Annotated in this window: 19 protein-coding genes; 14 read left to right on the top strand and 5 right to left on the bottom strand. The window is 47.5% G+C overall.

Annotated elements, in window-relative coordinates; all coding sequences use genetic code 11:
• Nucleotides 1-2: 2 nt before the first annotated feature.
• Genes OA57_RS04005 through OA57_RS04015 form a run of 3 tightly spaced genes read left to right on the top strand, consistent with a single transcriptional unit; the run spans nt 3 to nt 6,775 of the window.
• The gene (locus OA57_RS04005) at nt 3-2,135 is read left to right on the top strand and encodes a RecQ family ATP-dependent DNA helicase (RefSeq protein ID WP_001077932.1); all 2,133 of its coding nucleotides are present in this window, start codon (nt 3-5) and stop codon (nt 2,133-2,135) included.
• Nucleotides 2,132-3,520: a DNA-processing protein DprA gene (locus tag OA57_RS04010; RefSeq protein ID WP_001103168.1), complete on the top strand. Its 1,389-nt coding sequence runs from the start codon at nt 2,132-2,134 to the stop codon at nt 3,518-3,520. The genes OA57_RS04005 and OA57_RS04010 overlap by 4 nt, the downstream gene beginning before the upstream one ends.
• 12 nt (nt 3,521-3,532) lie before the next feature.
• Nucleotides 3,533-6,775: a type I restriction endonuclease subunit R gene (locus OA57_RS04015; RefSeq protein ID WP_034613859.1), complete on the top strand. Its 3,243-nt coding sequence runs from the start codon at nt 3,533-3,535 to the stop codon at nt 6,773-6,775.
• A gap of 609 nt (nt 6,776-7,384) precedes the next feature.
• Here the strand turns inward: OA57_RS04015 and OA57_RS04020 are convergent.
• Nucleotides 7,385-8,269, bottom strand: a complete 885-nt coding sequence (locus OA57_RS04020; RefSeq protein WP_034613860.1) for a LysR family transcriptional regulator — start codon at nt 8,267-8,269, stop codon at nt 7,385-7,387.
• 110 nt (nt 8,270-8,379) lie between these two features.
• Between OA57_RS04020 and OA57_RS04025 the strand changes: the two genes are divergently transcribed.
• The 6 genes from OA57_RS04025 to OA57_RS04050 all read left to right on the top strand — a co-directional run bounded on the left by OA57_RS04025 (nt 8,380) and on the right by OA57_RS04050 (nt 13,602).
• The gene (locus tag OA57_RS04025) at nt 8,380-9,240 is read left to right on the top strand and encodes an alpha/beta fold hydrolase (RefSeq protein WP_034613861.1); all 861 of its coding nucleotides are present in this window, start codon (nt 8,380-8,382) and stop codon (nt 9,238-9,240) included.
• A complete protein-coding gene (locus tag OA57_RS04030) occupies nt 9,227-10,378 on the top strand; it encodes a YbfB/YjiJ family MFS transporter (RefSeq protein WP_034613862.1) in 1,152 nt (383 codons plus the stop codon). Before OA57_RS04025 ends, OA57_RS04030 begins: the two co-directional genes overlap by 14 nt.
• A 67-nt stretch (nt 10,379-10,445) precedes the next feature.
• Nucleotides 10,446-10,652 carry a tautomerase family protein gene (locus OA57_RS04035; protein ID WP_034613864.1) on the top strand — a complete coding sequence of 69 codons (207 nt, stop codon included), beginning with the start codon at nt 10,446-10,448 and terminating at the stop codon, nt 10,650-10,652.
• Nucleotides 10,653-10,662: 10 nt separating this feature from the next.
• Nucleotides 10,663-11,325: an NAD(P)H-dependent oxidoreductase gene (locus OA57_RS04040; protein WP_034613865.1), complete on the top strand. Its 663-nt coding sequence runs from the start codon at nt 10,663-10,665 to the stop codon at nt 11,323-11,325.
• A gap of 242 nt (nt 11,326-11,567) precedes the next feature.
• Nucleotides 11,568-12,716: an iron-containing alcohol dehydrogenase gene (locus tag OA57_RS04045; RefSeq protein ID WP_034613867.1), complete on the top strand. Its 1,149-nt coding sequence runs from the start codon at nt 11,568-11,570 to the stop codon at nt 12,714-12,716.
• 28 nt (nt 12,717-12,744) lie between these two features.
• Nucleotides 12,745-13,602, top strand: a complete 858-nt coding sequence (locus OA57_RS04050) for an aldo/keto reductase (RefSeq protein ID WP_200883592.1) — start codon at nt 12,745-12,747, stop codon at nt 13,600-13,602.
• 64 nt (nt 13,603-13,666) lie between these two features.
• Here the strand turns inward: OA57_RS04050 and OA57_RS04055 are convergent, their stop codons facing one another.
• A complete protein-coding gene (locus OA57_RS04055) occupies nt 13,667-14,329 on the bottom strand; it encodes a cation diffusion facilitator family transporter (RefSeq protein ID WP_034613870.1) in 663 nt (220 codons plus the stop codon).
• A 224-nt stretch (nt 14,330-14,553) separates the two neighbouring features.
• On the opposite strand from OA57_RS04055, the gene OA57_RS04060 reads away from it, so the two are divergent.
• The 5 genes from OA57_RS04060 to OA57_RS04080 all read left to right on the top strand — a co-directional run bounded on the left by OA57_RS04060 (nt 14,554) and on the right by OA57_RS04080 (nt 19,576).
• Nucleotides 14,554-15,831: an SLC13 family permease gene (locus tag OA57_RS04060; protein ID WP_034613872.1), complete on the top strand. Its 1,278-nt coding sequence runs from the start codon at nt 14,554-14,556 to the stop codon at nt 15,829-15,831.
• Nucleotides 15,832-16,164: 333 nt separating this feature from the next.
• Nucleotides 16,165-17,175 (top strand): alpha/beta hydrolase, encoded by a 1,011-nt coding sequence (locus OA57_RS04065; protein ID WP_084589864.1) that lies wholly within the window; start codon nt 16,165-16,167, stop codon nt 17,173-17,175.
• Between the two features lie 29 nt (nt 17,176-17,204).
• Nucleotides 17,205-17,804 (top strand): NAD(P)H-dependent oxidoreductase, encoded by a 600-nt coding sequence (locus tag OA57_RS04070; RefSeq protein WP_034613874.1) that lies wholly within the window; start codon nt 17,205-17,207, stop codon nt 17,802-17,804.
• Between the two features lie 41 nt (nt 17,805-17,845).
• Nucleotides 17,846-18,568, top strand: coding sequence for a putative quinol monooxygenase (locus tag OA57_RS04075; RefSeq protein WP_034613875.1), 723 nt, complete (start codon nt 17,846-17,848; stop codon nt 18,566-18,568).
• 111 nt (nt 18,569-18,679) lie between these two features.
• Nucleotides 18,680-19,576 carry a LysR family transcriptional regulator gene (locus tag OA57_RS04080; RefSeq protein ID WP_034613877.1) on the top strand — a complete coding sequence of 299 codons (897 nt, stop codon included), beginning with the start codon at nt 18,680-18,682 and terminating at the stop codon, nt 19,574-19,576.
• Nucleotides 19,577-19,635: 59 nt separating this feature from the next.
• Here the strand turns inward: OA57_RS04080 and OA57_RS04085 are convergent, their stop codons facing one another.
• From OA57_RS04085 to OA57_RS04095, 3 genes are all read right to left on the bottom strand, one after another.
• Nucleotides 19,636-19,932 (bottom strand): YciI family protein, encoded by a 297-nt coding sequence (locus OA57_RS04085; RefSeq protein ID WP_034613878.1) that lies wholly within the window; start codon nt 19,930-19,932, stop codon nt 19,636-19,638.
• A 10-nt stretch (nt 19,933-19,942) separates the two neighbouring features.
• Nucleotides 19,943-20,494: an NAD(P)H-dependent oxidoreductase gene (locus OA57_RS04090; protein WP_034613879.1), complete on the bottom strand. Its 552-nt coding sequence runs from the start codon at nt 20,492-20,494 to the stop codon at nt 19,943-19,945.
• Between the two features lie 149 nt (nt 20,495-20,643).
• The gene (locus OA57_RS04095; protein ID WP_034613880.1) at nt 20,644-21,540 is read right to left on the bottom strand and encodes a LysR family transcriptional regulator; all 897 of its coding nucleotides are present in this window, start codon (nt 21,538-21,540) and stop codon (nt 20,644-20,646) included.
• Between the last annotated feature and the right edge of the window lie 7 nt (nt 21,541-21,547).

Genomic DNA, 21,547 nt, shown 5'->3' on the forward strand with positions numbered 1-21,547 from the left:
TCATGAACCGTGCCCAAGCCCAACAATTATTACAAACCGCTCTAGCTAATCCCGCCGCCGAATTCCGTGATGGACAGTGGGAGGCCATTGATGCACTGGTGAATCATCGGCAGAAACTGTTGGTGGTACAGCGCACCGGTTGGGGTAAAAGCTCGGTTTACTTTATCAGTACCAAAATTTTCCGCGATCGTGGTATGGGGCCAACCATTATCGTATCGCCTTTGCTGGCCTTGATGCGTAACCAAATTGAATCTGCTGCTCGACTTGGCATAGTCGCCGAGACGATGAATTCAACCAATACTGATGATTGGCGTTCGGTAACTCAGCGGATTCTGAATAATCAAATCGACTGCTTGTTGATTTCCCCTGAGCGCTTGGCTAATGACAGCTTTATTGAAACTGTGTTGCAGCCCATTGCCGACCGCATAGCCCTGATGGTGATTGATGAAGCGCACTGTATTTCCGATTGGGGTCATGACTTCCGCCCCGACTACCGTCGTATTGTGAATATTCTTCGCCAGTTGCCTGCCAATACGCCGGTGCTGGGCACTACAGCCACGGCGAATAACCGCGTGGTTGCGGATATTCAAACTCAGCTTGGAAATATTCAAATTCACCGTGGTCCGTTGATTCGGGAAAGTCTCTCCTTGCAGACCATGGTGTTACCGGATCAGGCATCTCGTTTGGCTTGGTTGGCGCAGGTGATACCCACGTTGCCGGGTACAGGTATTGTCTACGTACTGACTCAGCGTGATGCCGATTTGGTTGCAAAATGGTTGAATCAGCAGGGGATATCTGCACTGGCATATTACAGTGGCGTAACGCATCCTAATTTTGTTAATTATGCAGGGAAAGAAGATACAGATCTCTACCGCCAATTTCTGGAAACTCAGTTACTAGAAAACAAAATCAAAGTTCTTGTTGCAACTACTGCATTAGGGATGGGGTATGACAAACCTGACCTAGGCTTTGTGCTTCATTACCAAGCCCCAAGTTCGATAGTTGCTTACTATCAACAAGTAGGTCGCGCCGGTCGTGGAATCGAAAATGCGATTGGCGTACTAATGTCAGGTACTGAGGATAACGACATTCATGCTTTCTTTCGCCGAACAGCCTTTCCAAGTCAAGATGATGTTCAGCGTCTACTTGCAGCATTAGAAGATGCAGACGGATTGTCACTTGAGAAGTTAGAGAAAGAAGCAAACCTGCCGCAAAAGCGAATAGAGCATGTTTTGAAATATTTGCGTACTGAGAGTCCATCGCCTGTCATTGCGATTGGAAAGACTTGGTTTAGAGCTCCTGTTCGCTACCAAATGGATCTAGAGCATATTCGTAAAATTACAGAGATTCGTGAGCGCGAATGGAGCGAGATTAATGATTATCTCAATACTTCAGGTTGTTTAATGTTGGCTTTACGTAATGCGCTTGATGACCCTTCACAGGAAACTTGTGGCAAATGTGAGAACTGTATTGCGGAGCCAGTGCTTACCAAAGTTTTCGATCAAGAAATTGGAATAAGAGCAACTCAGTTTTTAAGACACTCAGAAGAAATTATTAAGCCCCGTAAGCAAATAGCAGCTTCGAATGATGAGGCAGCGAGAACATTTGTTGAATATGAATTTCCGCGTAATCTCGGTGACTTAGTCGCTCAAGAGGGCCGTGTTTTATCCCGCTGGGGCGATGCCGGTTGGGGGCGGACGGTTGCCGACAACAAACATGCCGGGCGTTTCAGTGATGAGTTGGTTGAAGCCATGGCAGAAATGATTCAGCAGCGTTGGCAGCCTAACCCCGCACCTCAATGGGTATGTTGCGTGCCGTCGCGTAATCATCCTGAACTGGTACCGGATTTTGCTCGCCGGCTGGCTGCACGCTTGGGGCTGCCGTTTGTGGATGCAGTTAGCAAAGTCAAAGACAATCAGCCGCAAAAAGGCCAGCAGAATCGCTTCCACCAATGTCGCAATCTGGATGGTGCATTTGCTGTGACTCAGCTTTATCAGGGGCAACCGGTTTTGTTAGTGGATGACATAGTGGACTCCGGCTGGACGCTAACGGTCGTCGCGGCACTCCTCCAGCAAGCAGGCAGCGGCGTGGTTTACCCCATCGCGCTGGCTTCATCTTCGGTGAAAGACTCATGAATGTATCCCGCTTTTCATCAGCTGATGGCTCTTTACCAGCTAACGGCTCTTTGTCACCCACGGCGCAAGCGACCTTGCTGTTGACCAGCTATTTCTCAAAAGCCAGTAGCGAAAGCGCAAAGCCGCTGACCAATGCCGAATGGGGTCGCTTTGCCTTGTGGTTAAAAGAAAAGTCCACCACACCAGCTGATCTGTTGGTTTCCGACCCGAAAGCTTTGCTGCAAGGCTGGCACGATGCGCGTATCAGTGCGGAGCGCATCATTGAATTGCTGAGCCGTGGTCATAGCCTCGCACTGGCCATGGAAAAATGGCAACGGGCAGGCCTGTGGGTGGTCACCCGTTCCGACCCGGAATATCCAAGGCGTTTAAAGCAGCAGCTAAAAACAGATTCCCCGCCAGTGCTGTTTGGTTGTGGTAACAAAGCCTTGTTGAGTGCCGGTGGCTTGGCGGTTATTGGCTCGCGCAATGCCAGTGAGTCTGATTTGGCTTTTACCGACCAAGTGGGGGCTAAAGCAGCGGCAGAGGGTATTGCCATTGTCTCTGGTGGTGCTCGGGGTGTCGATGAAACGGCAATGCTGGGGGCTATGAAACAAGGCGGTGTGGTGATCGGCGTGATGGCCGATAGCCTGCTAAAAGCAGCGACCAGCAGTAAGTGGCGTAAAGGTCTGATGAATGGCCATGCAGTGCTGGTATCGCCTTTCTACCCCGAGGCGGGGTTTAGTGCGGGTAATGCCATGGCTCGTAATAAATATATCTACTGTCTGGCAGACAGCTCTCTGGTGATTCACTCCGGTAAAAAAGGTGGCACGCTCAACGGAGCAGAAGAAAATCTGAAAAAGGGATGGGTGCCGCTGTGGGTTAAACACACGACGGACAAGGATGCCGCCAATGCCGATTTGGTCACCAAAGGTGGCCGTTGGCTGGAGGCTGATAATACTCAAGCCTTCAAGATTGCGGAATTAATGTGCAATGAAGGTGGGCGTGTGAATCAGGTGAAGGAACAAATGGGCGATCTCTTTTCCATGCCTGCACAGCCCGAATTGTTTTTTGAGCCTGAATCTAATCCTGAGCCAGATTCTGGGCCTGAAGAAGTTATAGAGTCAGAGCGCGAGATAGTCGTTAGCGAAAGCCAGACAAAGATTCAGGCTATTCCAGAGCAGACTGCCGAAAGCGAAGCTGCCCCATCAGGCCCTGTCGATTTCTATCAGATGTTTATCTCCGAACTTCAACACTTGGCTGAAAAGCCAGTAACCGTTGATGCGCTGATTGAAAGCACACAGCTTCATAAGTCTCAGTTAACTGAGTGGCTGAAACGTGCTGTTGATGACGGGGTGGTGAAAAAGCTCAATCGCCCTGCACGTTTTCAAGTCAAGAACAAGAAATAGAAGGATTTGCTCATGGCCATGACAGAAGAAACCCTGGTTCAGGAAGTCACTGCAGACTACTTGCTGAATCAGTTGCAGTGGGATGAATCTGTCCTGGGTATGTATGAAAAGCTGGGCAAGGAGGGTGATTTAGGTCGGCTTTCAGAGCAAGAGGTGGTGTTAACCCGCTATTTGGGCGAGAAACTGATAGAGCTCAACCCTGGCTTGCCGGATGTCGCCTACCAAGAGGCGCTGCGCGTGGTTTGTGAGATGCCAGCATCCACCAATATTGTTGCTGTAAATAAGGAGAAATACTCCCTTCATAAGAATGGCGTAGAGGTGAGCTTCCATAACGAAAAAGGTGAACGGGTAAAGAAACGGCTTCGCCTGTTTGATTTTGACAACTACGAAAACAATCACTTCTTGCTGGTCAGAGAGTTTTGGATCAAAGGCGATATTTATCGTCGCAGAGCAGACCTTGTGGGCTTTGTGAATGGTATTCCGCTGCTGTTTATGGAGGTGAAAAACGTTCACAAGGATATCCGTGCTGCCTATGAGCAAAATCTTGCGGACTACAAAGACACCGTCCCGCACCTGTTTTATCACAACGCCTTTATTATCTTGGGCAATGGTATTGACGCCAAGATTGGCTCCGTTTCCAGTAAATTTGAGCATTTCAATGACTGGAAGCGTTTGAATGAAAGTGAGCCTGGTGTGGTGGATATGGAAACCTTGTTGAAAGGTACCTGCTCCAAAGCCAATCTCATGAACATTTTTGAGAACTTCACTCTGTTTGACCAGAGCTCGGGCCGCCTGGTAAAGATTATTGCCCGCAATCACCAATATCTTGGTGTCAGCCGTGCCATTGATGCCGTGATTAATCGTGGCGAGCGGATGGGTAAGTTGGGAGTTTTCTGGCATACCCAGGGCTCTGGAAAGTCCTATTCGATTGTCTTTTTCGCTCAGATGGTGCATCGAAAACTGGGTGGGAACTATACCTTTGTGGTGCTGACTGACCGAGAAGATCTCGATACACAGATTTATAAAACCTTTGCAGGCTGTGGCTTGGTCGACAACGATAAAGACCCGTGCCGCGCCGATAGTGGTAAAGACCTGAAAGAGCTGATCGGCCAGCAAAAGGCGTTTGTATTTACCTTGATTCAAAAATTTAACGAAAAAGTCGACCCTAAAAAGCCTTATTCCGAGCGCGACGACATTATCGTCATCACCGACGAAGCTCACCGCACGCAATATGGCACGTTGTCGTTAAACATGCGCAACGCCTTGCCCAATGCCAGTTTTATCGGCTTCACCGGAACTCCATTATTTAAAGATGATGAGATAACCAAGAAGGTTTTTGGTGATTACATCTCTACCTATGACTTTCAGCGGGCTGTCGAGGATAAAGCGACAGTGCCCTTGTACTACGATGCCCGTGGTGAAGAATTGGTATTTACCGATGAAGATGGCAACGAGCATACGGTTGCGGACCCCAAAGGCATCAATGAGCGCATAGCGGAAAAGCTGGATGAGTTGGAAATTGAGGATGTAGACGTTCAGCAAAGGTTGGAGCGAGAGCTGAAGCGTGATTATCACATTATCACTGCAACCAGCCGACTGGATCAGATAGCACGTGACTTTGTGGCTCATTATGCCAACGCTTGGGAAACCGGCAAGGCGATGTTTGTGTGCCTCGACAAGATCACTTGTGTACGGATGCACAAATTGATCGATTTTTACTGGCAACAGGAAATTAAAACCAAAGAAAAAGCACTTTTGTCGGCTACGGATGAGCAGGATCTAGCTTGGCGAGAGCGGCAATTGGCGTGGATGAAAGAAACGCTGATGGCGGTTGTGGTCAGTGAAGAGCAAGGTGAAGTCGCCAAGTTTGAAAAATGGGGGCTGGATATCAAGCCTCACCGCCAGTTGCTTAAAGCAGGACTTGAACTGGCTGATGGCTCTCGACTGGACATGGAAGAAGCCTTTAAATCCAGCGAACACCCTTTTAGAGTCGCCGTTGTCTGTGCCATGTGGCTGACCGGATTTGATGTGCCCACACTTTCTACCCTCTATTTGGACAAGCCTTTGAAGGCGCATACCTTGATGCAAGCTATCGCCAGGGCTAACCGAGTAGCGGAAGGCAAGAATAACGGTTTGATCGTGGATTACTGCGGGATACTGAAAAACCTGCGTAAAGCATTGGCAACCTTCGCCGGTGCTGGTGACGAGGGTCATGGCGGAGGTGAGGGCGAAAATGAACCCGCCAAGCCCAATGAAGAGTTGTTAGAAAGTCTGAACGAGTCGATCAGTTTTGTTGCTGAGTTTTTACGAAAGCATGATTTTGAACTAAGCCGGATTATTACAGAAACAGGTTTTGCTAAAAATGCAGCGATTGCTCAAGCCAAGGAAATCATCAATCAAAATGACGAAACACGGAAACGTTTCGAGGTAATGGCCAGAGAGGTGTTCAACAAGTTTAAAGCCTGCATTAACGTGCCTGGCGTTAATGGTTATCGTGATATGCGTGATGCAATCAACGTACTCTATAAGAGTTTGCAGGCAGATAAAGAGAAAGCCGACATCTCCGACATCATGAAAGAGCTGTACGAAATTGTTGACGGTAGTATCGATACCACACATAAAGTCAAAGAGCCGAAACCGGATGGTGATCGAATTTACGATATCAGCAAGATCGATTTTGAACGACTCCGCCAAGAGTTTTCTAGGTCAGAGCGAAAGAATACTACAGTGCAATCGCTCAAGCACGCGGTTGAGAAGAAGCTAGCCCGGCTCATGATGCAAAATCCGTTACGTACCGATTATCAAGAGCACTACGAAAAATTAGTTAAGGAATATAATCAGGAAAAGGATCGCGCTGTTATTGAAAAAACCTTTGAGGCACTGCTAAAACTGAATGAAGAGCTTTCTCATGAAGAGAGGCGAGCAATCAGGGAAGGCCTGGATGAGGAGTCTTTGGTATTGTTTGATCTCCTCAGTAAGCCGAGTTTGCAGCCAAAAGAGATTGCTAAGATCAAACAGGTCGCCACTACTTTGCTGGCAATGCTAAAGGCAGAGCGGCTGAAAGTTGCGAACTGGCAGCAAAAAGAATCTACTCGCGACGCGGTTAAGCAGCAGATATTTGATTTTCTTTACGATGAAAGAACAGGGTTGCCCGTTGAGCAATATGAAGAGGATGAGATTTCTCATATCACTGAGAGGGTATTTCTTCACATATATAGGGCGTACCCCGAACTGCCATCGCCTATTTATAGGTGAAGAATTACGCGGAGTTACGCATGTGACGCGTAATTGTGCGTAATTTGAGGTAACTCTATCTCAAACCTCAAATGGGCCGGTTACATTCTAGATGGAGCCTTGGTCTAAGGAGCTCTTAGCCGGTGATGTCTTGAAATCGGGTGTAAATACCAAGGTTTGACATAGAGTTGATGGCAAGAGCGGGAAATGGATTTTATTTCGCCGAGATCTTGCTAGAATGCGGTTCAATGTTTGGTAGAAACAACCAGCCTTCCAATACCCGCCTTTTTTGATTTTGGGTGTTGGAGCCGCCTGAGTTGATCAGGTGTTGTCGCTGAAAGTGTCAAGATTCTTTCTTTACACTTGGTGGCTAATACTCCCACAGTACTTGCCCAGAAAGTTGACAATATTGGGCTTAACTTAACAGTTTTGGCTTTCGCTATGATAAAAACCAATATTTTCAATGAGTTGAATGGCTTGTTCGCTACATTATGTGAACTACCGTTTTAATTCGGCATAATCTGTTTTCATTAATACAAATTAAACGATGAGGAACCAAGCGATGCGGGTTCCTCTTTTTTTGGACGTTTTTGCGGCTTGAACGGATTATTTTACCGAAAACCAATTTATCTACCGCACTTGGAGATGCGTTTTTAGAAACTGAATAAACACCTGCACTTTCACAGGCAGCAGGCGAGTTGTGGTAATGGCATGGACGGGAATCGGTTTAGTGTGCCAATCGGGCAGGATACGGATCAGTTTGCCTTCGGCAACGGCTTGCCGCACGACGATATTCGGCAATGCCGCGATCCCCAAATGTTGCAACGCCAATCTTAAATTAAAACCCAAACTATTGGCAAAGAAACACCCGTCCACATCTACGGTGTGCTGTTCGCCGTGACTATGCCATAAGCGCCACTCATGATTATAGCCCGCTTGAATCCGAATAATTCGGTGCTGCGATAATTCATCGATATACATCGGTTCGCCTTGTTGTGCAAGATAATCCGAAGAGGCATATAAACCGCCGTCCAATTCAGTCAATTTATGGGCAATCAGCCCGCTGTCTTTTAAATCCCCCAATCGAATAGAAAGATCAAAATTTTCACTGATTAAATCCGCTCGGCGTGATGAAAGATCAAATTCAAAGTGAATATGCGGATATTGCCGATGAAAGTGCGGTAATATCGCCGCCAGCACTTCATAGGCAAAATCTACCGGCAAGGTGATACGCAGCGTCCCTGTCGGCATGGTTAACATATCCGTCAATTGCTGATGTGCGAGACGCGCTTCATCCACTATTTTGTGTGCTTTTTGATAATACAACCGCCCTGCTTCGGTCAATTCGATACGACGGGTTGTGCGGTTAAGCAAACGCAGTCCTATCGAGCGTTCCAGCTTGCTGATTCGCCCGGATACTGTTGATTTCGGCATGTTCAAATTATTTGCCGCATTGGTAAAACCTTTCGCTTTTACGACTTCGACAAATAATGCCATGTCATTTAAGTAATCCATTTTATTGTTCCAAATTTCGTATAATGAATTCGATTTTTCGCTATTTATCCTATTTTATCCAACTCATATAATCAACACTATCAATTGAGATCGTATATAGGAAATCATTTATGCCATACCACACGCTAACCGTGCAAAATATCACTATTTTTTATCGTGAGGCGGGTGATCCGACTAAACCGACTGTAGTCCTGTTTCACGGTTTTCCGTCTGCAAGTCATATGTTTAGAGAGCTGATTCCGCAACTCGAGCCGGATTATCATGTTATTGCGCCTGATTATCCGGCTTTTGGACAATCCGATATTCCGCCGCGATCCGAATTTCACTACACCTTTGATAATATCGCCAATGTTATGGATAAATTTTTAACCGCACTTGGTATAAAGCGCTTTGCCATGTTTGTGTTTGATTACGGTGCGCCTATCGGTTTTCGGATTGCCTTAAAAGATCCCGCACGGATCACGGCAATTATCAGCTCGAACGGTAATATTTACGAAGAGGGATTAGGTGAAAAATGGGCTCTGCGGGCAAAATATTGGCAGCACCCGACTAAAGCATTACGTGAGGAATACAAAACAGCCTTTGCCCCTGAAACCATTATCGGACAATACACCTTCGGCGCCCCCGAACAGACGGTTTCCCCCGACGGCTACTCGCTGGATATTTTCTATACGCAGCGTGCGGATTATGCCGAAATTCAATCCGATCTGATTTTTGATTATCAAAACAACATTAAATGCTATCCGGCGTTCCAACAGTATTTGCGCCGATACCAACCGCCCTTGCTCGCGGTGTGGGGAAAGAATGATCCGTCTTTTATCCCTGCCGGCGCAAACGCATTCAAACGTGATCTGCCGAATGCAGAAATCCACTTCGTTGAAAGCGGGCACTTTCCGCTTGAAAGTCATGCCGGAGAAATTGGTGATTACATGCGGAACTTTTTAGCCGGGATAAATCATGGCATTGCATAATCCTGCCCTGATCGGCATCAAAGCCTGCTTGATATTGGCTGTCGGAATGGGCTTCGGACGGTTTGCTTTCACGGCAATTTATCCGTATATGGTCGACGAACAATTACTGACGGTAACCGAAGGCAGTATCGCCGCGTCAATGAATTATATCGGCTATTTGATCGGTGCGTTGGCGGCAATCAAAATCAAACCGCATCATGCCGATGTGATGTGTATTTGCGCCTTATTAGGCACAACGCTCTGTCTATTGCTGCTCGCCCTGCCGCTATCAAGCCTGTGGATTATCGTGATCCGCGGCATTGCCGGCATATTCAGTGCCTTATCGATTATCGGTTCGTCAATGTGGCTGTTCAGTCAACGAGGGTTACATCGTCAAGCACCGCTGCTGTATGCCGGTGTCGGATTAGGTATCGCACTGTCTGCCGAAGTTGTCGTTATTGGCAATCACGTTCTGCTGACCTCTAGCGCGCTATGGCTGTTACTGGCTATCATCAGTATTGTGATAGTGTTGTTCGTCATTCGAGATTTACGCCGGACAGCACCGCTCCTCTCGGCGCAATCGGCGAAAACCGCACTTACACGCCCTGATTTTCATGCCGTACCGTTGGTGATTATGTATGGGTTGGCCGGTTTCGGTTATATCATCACCGCCACTTATCTGCCGTTATTCGTTAAATTGGCCATGCCGACGCTGAATGTCGGCCACATCTGGGCGGCATTCGGACTGGGCGCTGTTCCGTCTTGCTTTATTTGGCATAAATTACGGCATAAACTCGGCTCGAAACGGGCGTTAATACTGAATTTGTGGTTACAGGCAATCGGTGTCGTGCTGCCTGTTTTGCTGAACAATAACCTCGGTTATGTGTCGAGCGCCTTACTGGTCGGCGGCACTTTTATGGGGACAGTCACCATCGCCATGGCGCAAGCCCAATTGCTCGCACACCACAGCGGAAGGAATCTGCTTGCCATTATGACCGTCGCTTACGGCATCGGGCAGATTGCCGGCCCGCTGATTGCCGATAGACTGTATCAAATCGAGCACAGTTTTAATCTGTCGTTACTGATCGCCGCAGCAGTCTTGATCGGCGGTGCAATCATTATCGCCAAAAAAGAAAGTAAGGCCGTTAAAGGTGAATAATTTGTCGGTATACGGTACAGTTACGGTATTAAAACAACAATGTCAAATCTAAAAAACAAGGAGTCATATGCCTTACGTCAATATTAAACTCACCGGGGGAAGCGAAGCCCCGACCGCCGCACAAAAAGCCGAATTGATTCAAGAGGTCACGGCACTGCTTTCCCGTGTGCTGAATAAAAATCCCGAAACGACCGTTGTCGTGATCGACGAAGTGGATATGGATAATTGGGGTATCGGCGGCAAAACCGTGACCGTACGCCGAAAAATAAAATAAGGAAATCAACATGGAATCTCTCACCAAACAGCAAGTGCTGGACGCCTTTCACTTTCGTGCCGCCACTCGGCGTTATGATCCGGTGAAAAAAGTCAGCAAAGACGATTTTGACTATATTTTGCAACTGGCTCGCCTTTCACCCAGTTCGGTCGGTTCCGAGCCGTGGAAATTTCTGGTGGTGCAAAATCCCGAATTACGCCAAAAATTGAAACCGGTCGGTTGGGGAATGGCGAGCCAACTTGATGATGCCAGTTATCTGGTGGTGATATTGGCTAAGAAAAACGCCCGTTACGACTCCGACTTTTTCCGTCAAGGATTGGAAAAACGCGGTTTGACGGAAGAACAGATGCAGAAAACGCTGGCGATGTATCAACGGTTTCAAATCGATGACATGCATCTGCTTGAAAGTGACCGCACTTTGTTCGACTGGACCAGCAAACAAACTTACATCGCCTTGGCAAACATGATGACCGGCGCCGCACTGATCGGCATCGACAGCTGTCCGGTGGAAGGTTTCAACTATGCCGAAGTCAATCGTATTTTGGCGCAAGCCGGGGCATTCGATCCGAATGAATGGGGCGTTTCGGTCGTGGTGACGTTCGGTTATCGAGCAAAAGACATCAAATCCAAATATCGTAAGCCGATTGATGAAATCGTGAAATGGATTGAATAGCCCTGCCGAAGTACGGTCAAATACAGTGTATCTGACTTTTGCCAAAAACGGATGCCGCACTTAGCCCGATCAATGCGAAAGTGCGGTATACCGTGAAAATCATTCCGTGCAATCACAATCACACCGATTAATGAATATAGCTTATAAGTCCTATCAAAAATCGTCGCTAATGAAATAAATCATGTTCTAGTATAATCAAGTTGTTTAAGCATTAACCACTTCACTGACCAAAGGACGATATTATGTACGAATTTAGCTTTTGTAATCCAACCCGTATCGAGTTCGGCTCGGATAAAGAAAAAAATATTGGCCGCTATATGAAAGAGTTTGGCGTCCAAAAAACCATTCTGGTTTTCGGCAGCAATCGCATCAAGCAATCCGGACTGTTTGACGATGTCGCCGCCAGCCTCACGCAAAACGGGATTGAATTTCTCGAATTGGGCGGTGTGAAAAGCAATCCGGTTTTAAGTAAAGTAAACGAGGGCATTGAACTTGCCAAATCATTTGCCGCCGATAGTGTCTTAAGCGTGGGCGGCGGCTCATGTCTTGACAGTGCCAAGGCCATTGCCGCCGGCGCATTATATGACGGTGATGTTTGGGATTTCTTTATCGGTAAAGCCAAGGTTGAAAAAGCCTTAGCCGTATTTGATATTATCACGCTGGCTGCCACCGGCAGCGAAATGAATAGCGGCGGTGTGGTGATGAAAGAAGAAACCCAACAGAAATATTCATTAAGCGGTTTCCCGCTCTACCCTAAAGTTTCGGTCATAAATCCGACATTACAGGCAACCGTCGGCTCCGATTATCTGGTGTATTCCGCCGCCGATATTATCGCACATTCGATTGAAGGGTATTTTACCGCCGACATACAGCCTGAGATTATCAATATGCAGATCGAGGCCAATATCAAAACGGTCATCAAAACCACCGAAATATTGCTCGCCAATCCTGATGACGATGCGGCGCGCGGTGAATTCGCATGGGCGGCGACCATGGCACTGAACGGATTAACCTATGTAGGGACACGGGGCTACAGCTATCCGAATCACATGATTGAACACGCCATGAGTGCGGTATGTGACGTGCCGCATGGTGCCGGGCTTTCCGTTATTATGCCGGCATGGATGAAATGGTGGAAAAACAGAAATCCAACACAATTCGAACGTTTTGCCAACGAAATTTTCGGATTACAAACCGCAGATCAAGGGATTGACGCCTTAAAGGCTTGGTTCGATAAAATCGGCACGCCGACAACACTGGCTCAACTCAATATTGAGGGGCAAGTTCTGGATAAAGTTATCGACAATGCAGCCCAAAATGCGATTGATTGGCAGATGAGCGACACCTACAGCAAAGATGCTATCCGTGAAGTTTTTGAATTGGCAAAATAACCGAAAAGTACGCTTACGACAGGAGGATATGATGCAAACAATCAAATTGAATAACGGCGTAGAAATGCCGATGCTGGGCTTCGGCGTATATCAAATTCCGACGGAAGAAACCGAACAGGCGGTGCTGAATGCGCTGAAAACAGGGTATCGTTTAATTGATACTGCGGCGGCCTATTTTAATGAACAAGCGGTAGGCGCCGCCATTAAAGCCAGCGGAATTCCTCGTGAGGAGATTTTCGTCACGACCAAATTATGGATCAAAAAACGCGGTTATGAAGAAACGCTCACTGCCTTTCAAAAATCACTGGATCGTTTGGGACTTGAGTACCTTGATCTCTATTTAATCCATCAGCCGATCGGCGATATTTACGGGGAATGGCGTGCCATGGAAGAACTTTATCAAGCCGGCAAAATTCGCGCCGTCGGCGTGAGTAATTTTCACCCTGATCGGCTCGAGGATCTGATCGCACATCATGACATTATCCCGGCAGTCAACCAAATTGAAACGCACCCGTTCTATCAACGTGAAGAGGAACTCGCTTTTCATAGCAAAAACAATATCGTACAACAATCGTGGGCCTCATTTGCCGAAGGCAAAAACGAGATATTCAACAACCCGATATTAACGGTTATTGCACAACAACACGGAAAAAGTGTCGCGCAAGTGATTTTGCGCTGGCTTAATCAACGGGGAGTGGCTGTGATTCCAAAATCGGTAAAAGCAGAACGCATAGCGGAGAATGCGGCTATTTTCAACTTCAGCCTAAGTGCGGATGAGATGGCAAAAATCGCCGAACTTGACGGCAAAACAAGCCTGTTTATCGATCACCGCAATCCTGAAAGCGTAAAATGGCTTGCACAGTGGGGCGTAGATTGGGACATATAGCCATAAGGCGATTGAGTAGAAGATCAGATCGCCCCGCGCAAAAGTGCGGTTGTTGACACCCCAGCTAGTGGCGGTGTCCACTGTGTTTGTCAAGCTCAAGTGCGGTCTCAGCGCTTAATGCCTTAACCGCGGCATAAGTTACTTTTGTACCGCTTTGCAAAATAATGCCGCTCAACAGCAGGCTGGCGGCGGGATCAACCCATTGCCAGCCTAACAGTAAAGCACTCAACCCTGCCGCAATGGCAACCACCGACCCCAGTAAATCAGCCAAAACATGCAGATAAGCGGCGCGGATATTCAGATTATCTTGATCCGCTTTAACCATCATTTTGGCGACTAACACATTGACCGCCAATCCCAATATCGCCACTAAAATCATCGGCAGCGCAATCACTTCACTCGGATTTTTTAAACGTATAATCGCTTCATAAATAATGTAAAGCGCGATCAGAATCAAGGAAGCGCCGTTAATCAACGCCAACCGTTTCGACAAGCCCGGGAATTTGTTCGCCATAATCACCGCCGACAGTGCCACCCCCAACGACAGCGAATCATTCGCCATATGACCGGCATCCGCCGTCAATGCCAAGCTATTGAAAAGATAGCCGCCGAGAAATTCTATCAACATAAAACCGCTGATAATGCAGAAACTCCACATTAAACGCCGCCGATCGCCTGCTGACGATGCAATATGGTCAGAATGTTGATGGGAATGGTGGTTTGACATGGTATTCCTTAATTGTGCATTCACTTCGATCATCACCTAGTTTAAACGCTGCCGCTACCACGAAGTCAAGTTTTTCCGTCGCCGAAACAAGTATAAGTTTTACCCTATACCTTTTATATAAAAAATCATATTGGACTGATAGCGAATGAATTAAATAGGATATACACACAAATTTCAGGTCTTTACTGCTCGCTTCATCGTCATTACCCGAAAGGAAATAAACTATGAGTCCAAGTACTATCACCCTGCTGTTTCTTTTATTTGCCGTCATCATGTTCATTTGGGAAAAAATTCCGTTGGCGCTCACCGCCATGATAGTTTGTATCGGCTTAATTCTGACCGGCGTGTTGGATGTCAAAACCGCTTTTCTCGGTTTCATTGACTCCAATGTAATTTTGATTGTCGCCATGTTTGTCATTGGCGGCGCTCTGTTTGAAACCGGCATGGCGAATAAAATCGGCGGCTTAGTCACTCGTTTCGCTAAAACCGAACGCCAATTAACCGTTGCCGTCATGTTGATTACCGGCTTGATGTCCGGATTATTATCCAATACCGGCACTGCCGCCATTTTGATTCCGGTCGTGATCGGGATCGCAACCAAAGCCAATTTTTCCCGTTCACGATTATTGATGCCGTTAGTTTTTGCCGCTGCAATGGGTGGAAATCTGTCCTTAATCGGTGCGCCGGGCAACTTGATTGCCCAAGGGGTGCTGGAACAAGGTGCCGGATTGAAATTCGGTTTTTTTGAATATGCCAAAATCGGCTTGCCGATTTTAGTGGTCGGCATTCTCTACTTTGTGTTTATCGGCTATCGCTTTTTGCCTGCAACACAAAACTTAAGCATTCACGATTCCATTTACAGCGATGAAAAAATTGACTATCAGCGCATTCCCGTCTGGAAACAGCGGTTATCATTACTGATTTTAATCGGCACGTTACTGGCGATGGTGTTGGAAGAGGTGATTGGGGTAAGATTTTATCTCTCCGCCTGCATTGGCGCGATTCTCTTGGTATTAACCGGCGTCATGAGCGAAAAAGAAGCCTATAAAGCGATTGATTCTCAAGTTATTTTCTTATTTGGCGGCACACTGGCGCTGGCAACGGCACTAAAAAACAGCGGTGCCGGCCTAGCCATTGCCAATACGATTATCGGCTTTTTAGGTGAAAATCCAAGTCCGTTTATCTTATTGGCGACGATATTTTTAATCAGCTGTATTTTAACCAACTTTATGTCCAATACGGCAACGACCGCCCTATTAGCCCCAATCTGCCTGTCGATTGCCAACCAACTGGGGGCGGATCCCCGCTCGGTTCTGATGGCAACCGTTATCGGCGCCTCCTGCGCCTACGCCACACCGATCGGTATGCCGGCCAATACGATGATACTCTCTGTCGGCGGCTACAAATTTACCGATTATGTCAAGGCCGGTCTACCGTTGATTATTGTCTCAACCATCGTCAGCCTGATCCTGTTGCCGATATTCTATCCGTTTTATCCGTAGTTTTTACACAGACAAAAGTCATGCCAGCGCATGGCTTTTGCTGTAATTTATCATACGGCAGCGTCCGCCCCGTTTTTTACCCTCAGTCAAACCGCACTTTGCATCGCTTTCCTACTTGTCAGCGGTTATCCATTCATAGTTTTAAACTAATGATGAATTCAATATCACGGCACTACCCCTTTATTGCGTTTGCTTTATACTTTAAATAACAACACCCATTATCCGTATAAAAAGGTTATGGTGGAGTCAATAAACCGTTAACGCATACAACGGCTTGTTTGAGCAAGTTCACAACGTTGATACCGCACTTTTAGTTTACTCGGGGATTTTACGATGAAAATACAAAAACGGCTGTTTTCAATACTGTTATTAGGCTTTGCCGCCACAACGCTTGCGCAGGATTTCAAAACCCTTGACCGTCTTGCGCCTGAATATCAGGCTAACGCAGCGCAATGGGCAACCAGCATTACCGATGTGGACGAGGCAAACCGCCGCCATCAAATTCAACTGGATTTGGCACAACAGGCCGCTCAACCGAACGAACACATCCGTGTGCCGGCAGAATCGGCACAACCGGAGGTTGATCTCTATCTTTACCGCCCAAAAACAGAGAATACGTCTTTGCCGGCAATCTACTTTATCCACGGCGGCGGTTATCTGTTCGGCGCCGCCAAAAGTTCGGGCGACAATTTTGTGGAAATGGCGGAAAAACATCAGGCTGTCGTCATCAGCGTGGAATATCGTCTGGCAACACAAGCACCGTTCCCCGCCGATCTGAATGATGCCTATCACGGTTTATCCTATGTCTTCCGCCATGCAGAAAAACTCGGTATCGATCCGACGCGCATCGTATTAATGGGGGAAAGTGCCGGCGGCGGCTTGACGGCACGCTTGGCGCTTTATACACGCGATCAGGGACAATTCAAACCGAAAGGTCAAATCCTGATCTATCCGATGCTGGATTACCGTACCGGCACAGCGCAATCCCCCTATCAAAACGATTATGCGGGCGAATTTGTCTGGACGGCAGCGTCCAACCGCTTCGGCTGGCAAACATTACGCGGCAATCAGCCGATCAGCGAGGCGCAAATGGCCTATTTTTCACCGTCATCGGCAACGGATTTAACCAATTTGCCGGCTACTTTCCTGTTGGTCGGTGATCTGGATCTGTTTGTCAATGAAGATATTGATTACGCAAACCGCCTGATTGCTGCCGGAGTGCAAACCGAGCTGCATGTTTTACCGCGTTTATATCACGCCTTCGAACATCTCGATCCGACGACGGCGCAAAGTGCGGAGTATAAAAGATTAAGGGATAACGCCGTCAACGCCATGTTTCATTAAATAAAAACCACATTCAAGGAGAATTCACCATGTCAAAATTTGATCGCAGAACATTTGTCAAAGGTGCGCTCGCCGTGACCGCCGCACTACTTGCGACGGGACAAGCTTATAGCAATGAAAAAACCGACATCAAAACCTTAGTGATTGTTTCCCACCCCTATCCCGAACGCTCAGTCATGACGAAAGGCTTACAGGCGGCTGCGGAAAGTGTCGAGGGCGTAACGGTACGCAATCTGGAAACCCTTTACGGTTTTGATACCCGCGCCATCAACGGCGAAGAAGAACGGCGGATTACACGGCAGCACGACCGTATCGTCTTTATGTTTCCGACCCACTGGTTCAATATTACCCCGATGATGAAAGCCTATCTCAACGATACTTGGGGTAGTGTCGGACCCGGATTGTGGCAAGGCAAAGAAATGCTGATTGTCACCACCGCCGGCGGCGGCAGTTCCACCTATGGCGCCTCGGGCAGAATCGGTGTCAGCCTCGACGATGTCTTTCTGCCGATGAAAGCCAGCGCATTACATGCGGGAATGACCTATTTGCCGCCGCTCGCCTTTGAAAACATCAGCAGCAGCCGATTACCTCAATATCAGCAGCAACTGATCGAACGGCTGAAAAAGTAAAACGGTTTTACACCGCACTTAGCGAATATAAGGAAAATTTCATGACTTTTTTACCCAAATGGATACTGACCATGACCTTTTGTACCGCACTTTCCGCTCAGGCTGCACCGATTTTCAATCTGTTCGAATTGGGCGTTCAGCCCGCTGAAAAAACCGAACAATATCATGCCGTCGGTCTGCACAATATCACCACATCGCTTGCCGAAGAAAGCGGCACGCTGGCAATGTATTCCGCCGCACAAAAAGACAATCCGAATCTGGTATATATGTTTGAAATTTATGCGGATGACGCCGCCTATCAAACCCACATTCAATCACCGCAATACCGGGCTTTTTTACAGGCGTCGCCCTCGATTTTGACCGATCATAAAAAACGGATTTTGTTGGAGCCGCAATTTTTAGCCGATAAAAAAATCGAACAGCGGGCGGAAACAATCAATAATCTGGTGATTGTTGAGGTCAAACCCGAATTTAACGATGCATTCAAAGCGCTTGTGCTGCCGGAAATGGCGCAATCGATCAAGGTGGAATCAGGCGTTTTGGCAATGTATGCCGCCACTGAAAAAGATCAACCGAACCGTTGGTATTTCTATGAGATTTATGCCGATGAGCACGCTTACCAGCTGCACCGCCGGACACCGCACTTTCAAGAGTATTTGACGAAATCGGCGGAGATGCTGCAAGACAAACAAGCCGTACCCATCACTCCGAATCTGTTACGCAATAAAGGCGGATTGAATTTTAACGTCTTAGAGACACCATAATCTTTACCGCAGGTGGAAAATCGCGCCGTTTTCCACCGCATTTTTCATTGTTGTACCGCACTTCTGCGCTTATAATCGATAATGTATTAAAAGCCAACCATAGGAAGCCGCATGAACAGCTCGATTTTCGGTTATCTCACCGTTTTTCATACTATCGTAACGGAAGGCAGTATTGCCGCAGCCGCCAGAAAACTGGAAATCGCCTCGCCGTCGGTCAGCAACTCGCTGAAACTGTTGGAACAGCACATCGGCTTGCCGCTGTTTACCCGCACCACACGCAAAATCGAATTGACCGAAGCCGGTATCCAGCTGTATCAACACTCCAAGCCCGCCATGCAAGAATTGACTTTAGCACTCGAAAGCGTGCATGATTTGGCAGACATCCCGTCCGGTTCAGTGCGGATCACCGTGCCGCGAATCGCCTATCTCTTGATTCTCAAACCGCACTTTGCCGAATTTTGCCGCCGTTATCCTGACATTCAACTGGAAATTTCGGTTTACGACGGCACGGTGGACATCATCAAACAGGGCTTTGATCTGGGCATTCGTTTCGGCAGTTCGATTGAAGAAAATATGGTGGCGCGCAAACTGCTTGCGCCGTTTAAAGGCGGGTTATACGTGTCAAAAGAGTATGCGAAACAATTCGGCGTGCCGACCTCGATTGCCGAATTGAAACAGCATAATTTGATCGGATTTCGTTTTATGACCGCCAACCGTCTTTTTCCGCTCACCTTGAACGAAAACGGACACGATGTAACGCTTGAAATGCCAAGCGCCTTGATCGCAAACAGTTTGGAAGTGGTTATTGATGCCGTCCGTCAAGGGCTGGGAATCGGCCGTGTATTCGAACCGATTTTAAAGCTGGAAGCCGATGCGGCTGACTTTATTCCGGTATTGCCGTCCCACTGGAAAACCTATCCGCCGCTTTCATTATATTATGTGCAGCACAGTCAAAAAGCCAAGCGAATTCGGACATTGATTGAATTTTTAAGTGAAAAAATGGCGTAAGCTTCACTTACGCCATCTCTTTTTGTTGCTTATCGCAATTCGGGTAAAGTGCGGTTCAATCAGCCTTGAAACCGTTTGATATTCTCCGCCACCATTGCCGCTTTGAATTCACGCACCTCATAGGACGCCAGATTCGGATAATAAACATCTTCCGCCAATATCTTTTCCAGTTGCTGCCGATTTTCAGCTTGTGCAATAATCACGCCGGAATGCGGCTGATCAAGATAAGGCCCCAATAACAAAAAATGACCTTGTTGAAAATAATCGGCAAACCAAGTGCGGTGCTGATCTAGCATCGCTTGCTGTTCATCGTCCGACAGATGATCGGTTTTAAGAACAATATTAATCAAATACATAGCGCTCTCCTTATAAACTGTTGATTTGGGCGATGAGACGATCGGCATAAGCACCGGCTTCCGCTTGTTGCTGCGCAACCGCCGCCTGATCCCGCCCGACATAACTGACCCCGTTTAGATACATCGGCGACACCAAGTCTAAATTGCACAACACGGCGGTACTTTCCAGCGCAGCGAAATAGTCTTCAACATCATGGCGCATAAACGCATCTTTAGCATAAGCGCCTTTCGGTGCGCCGGTGGTGATTGAAACCAATAGTTGCTTGCCGCCCAATTTTGCGCTCGAGCCGTGGGCAAAGCCATGCACAAACACATCGTCCAGCCACTTTTTCATCAGCGCCGGCATGGAATACCAGTAAAACGGGAATTGCCAAACGATCAGATCGGCTTTTTCAAGTGCGGTCTGCTCTGCCGCCACATCAATATGATAATTCGGATACAGTTCGTCCAATTTACGAATCTCGGCATTCGGCAGTGCCTGCGCTAATTTTTCCAGAATCGTACGGTTGGCAACGGATTGCGCCAAATTCGGGTGTCCTGAAATCACAAGGATATTTTTCATCGGTGTTCCTTAACTAAACAAGCGGATAAATCAGCGGAACATCTTTCGTTCCGCTTGGTGTTAAGGATTATAAAGAATCTCCGATCGGCCGATAAGGGTGCCGTCATTTAAAAGATTATTAGCTTAAAACGAAGAATAATCGAGATAACCTAACCTAAAAAACTCTCGCGAATGGCTTCAATCCCCAACCGCACTTTAGTCGAATCGGCACGGTTCGGCGTCACCAGATATAAACTGACGGTCGCCAATTCCCAGTCCGGCAAAATATGTACCAGCTCGCCGCTAGCTAAATAGGCCTCCAATTCCCGTTCGGCATGAATTGAAATGCCCATATGCTGAACGGTCAACAATCGGCGAATCAACATACTGTCACAAATGACATTGATCGTCGGGGTAAGCACAATCTCACTTTGTCCTTCACGGCGATAGGTGTAATACTGGCGTTGTGCCTCAGGGTTCGGCGGGCCAATCCAACGGTGTCGTAATAAATCCTGCGGCGTGTTGATCGGCATATCGGACTCTTGCAAATAACGGGCGCTGGCGCAAGTAATCCGCCGTATATCCAGCAGATGACGGGCGATCAAATTCGAGTTTTGTAATGCCCCCATTCCCCCCCGAATCGCAATATCAATTTTATTTTCCAACAAATCGACTATCGAATCGGAAAACTGCAATTCAATATTCATCTCCGGATTTTGCGTTAACAACCGTTCCAATGCAACGGCAAACACGCCGCCGGCAATTCCGGTCGGCGCTGAAATCCGCAACGTGCCGATCGGGTTATCACGCAAACTTTCCAGCGTATTGACCGCACTTTCCGCCCCTTTCAGCATGGTGACACAGCCCTGATAAAACCCTTCGCCTGCGGTGGTTAAACTTAAACGGCGGGTTGTGCGGTTCAGTAATTTGATTTTATGCTGCTGCTCCAATTTACTGATGTATTGGCTGACTGCCGCCGATGTAACGTTTAACTGCTGTGCCGCCGCCTGCATCGACCCGAGTTCCACCACTTTGGCGAAGATCGCCATCGCTTTCAAATCCAGCATAAATCCT

It is taken from the genome of Chelonobacter oris, assembly GCF_000772535.1.
Lineage (GTDB): Bacteria > Pseudomonadota > Gammaproteobacteria > Enterobacterales > Pasteurellaceae > Chelonobacter > Chelonobacter oris.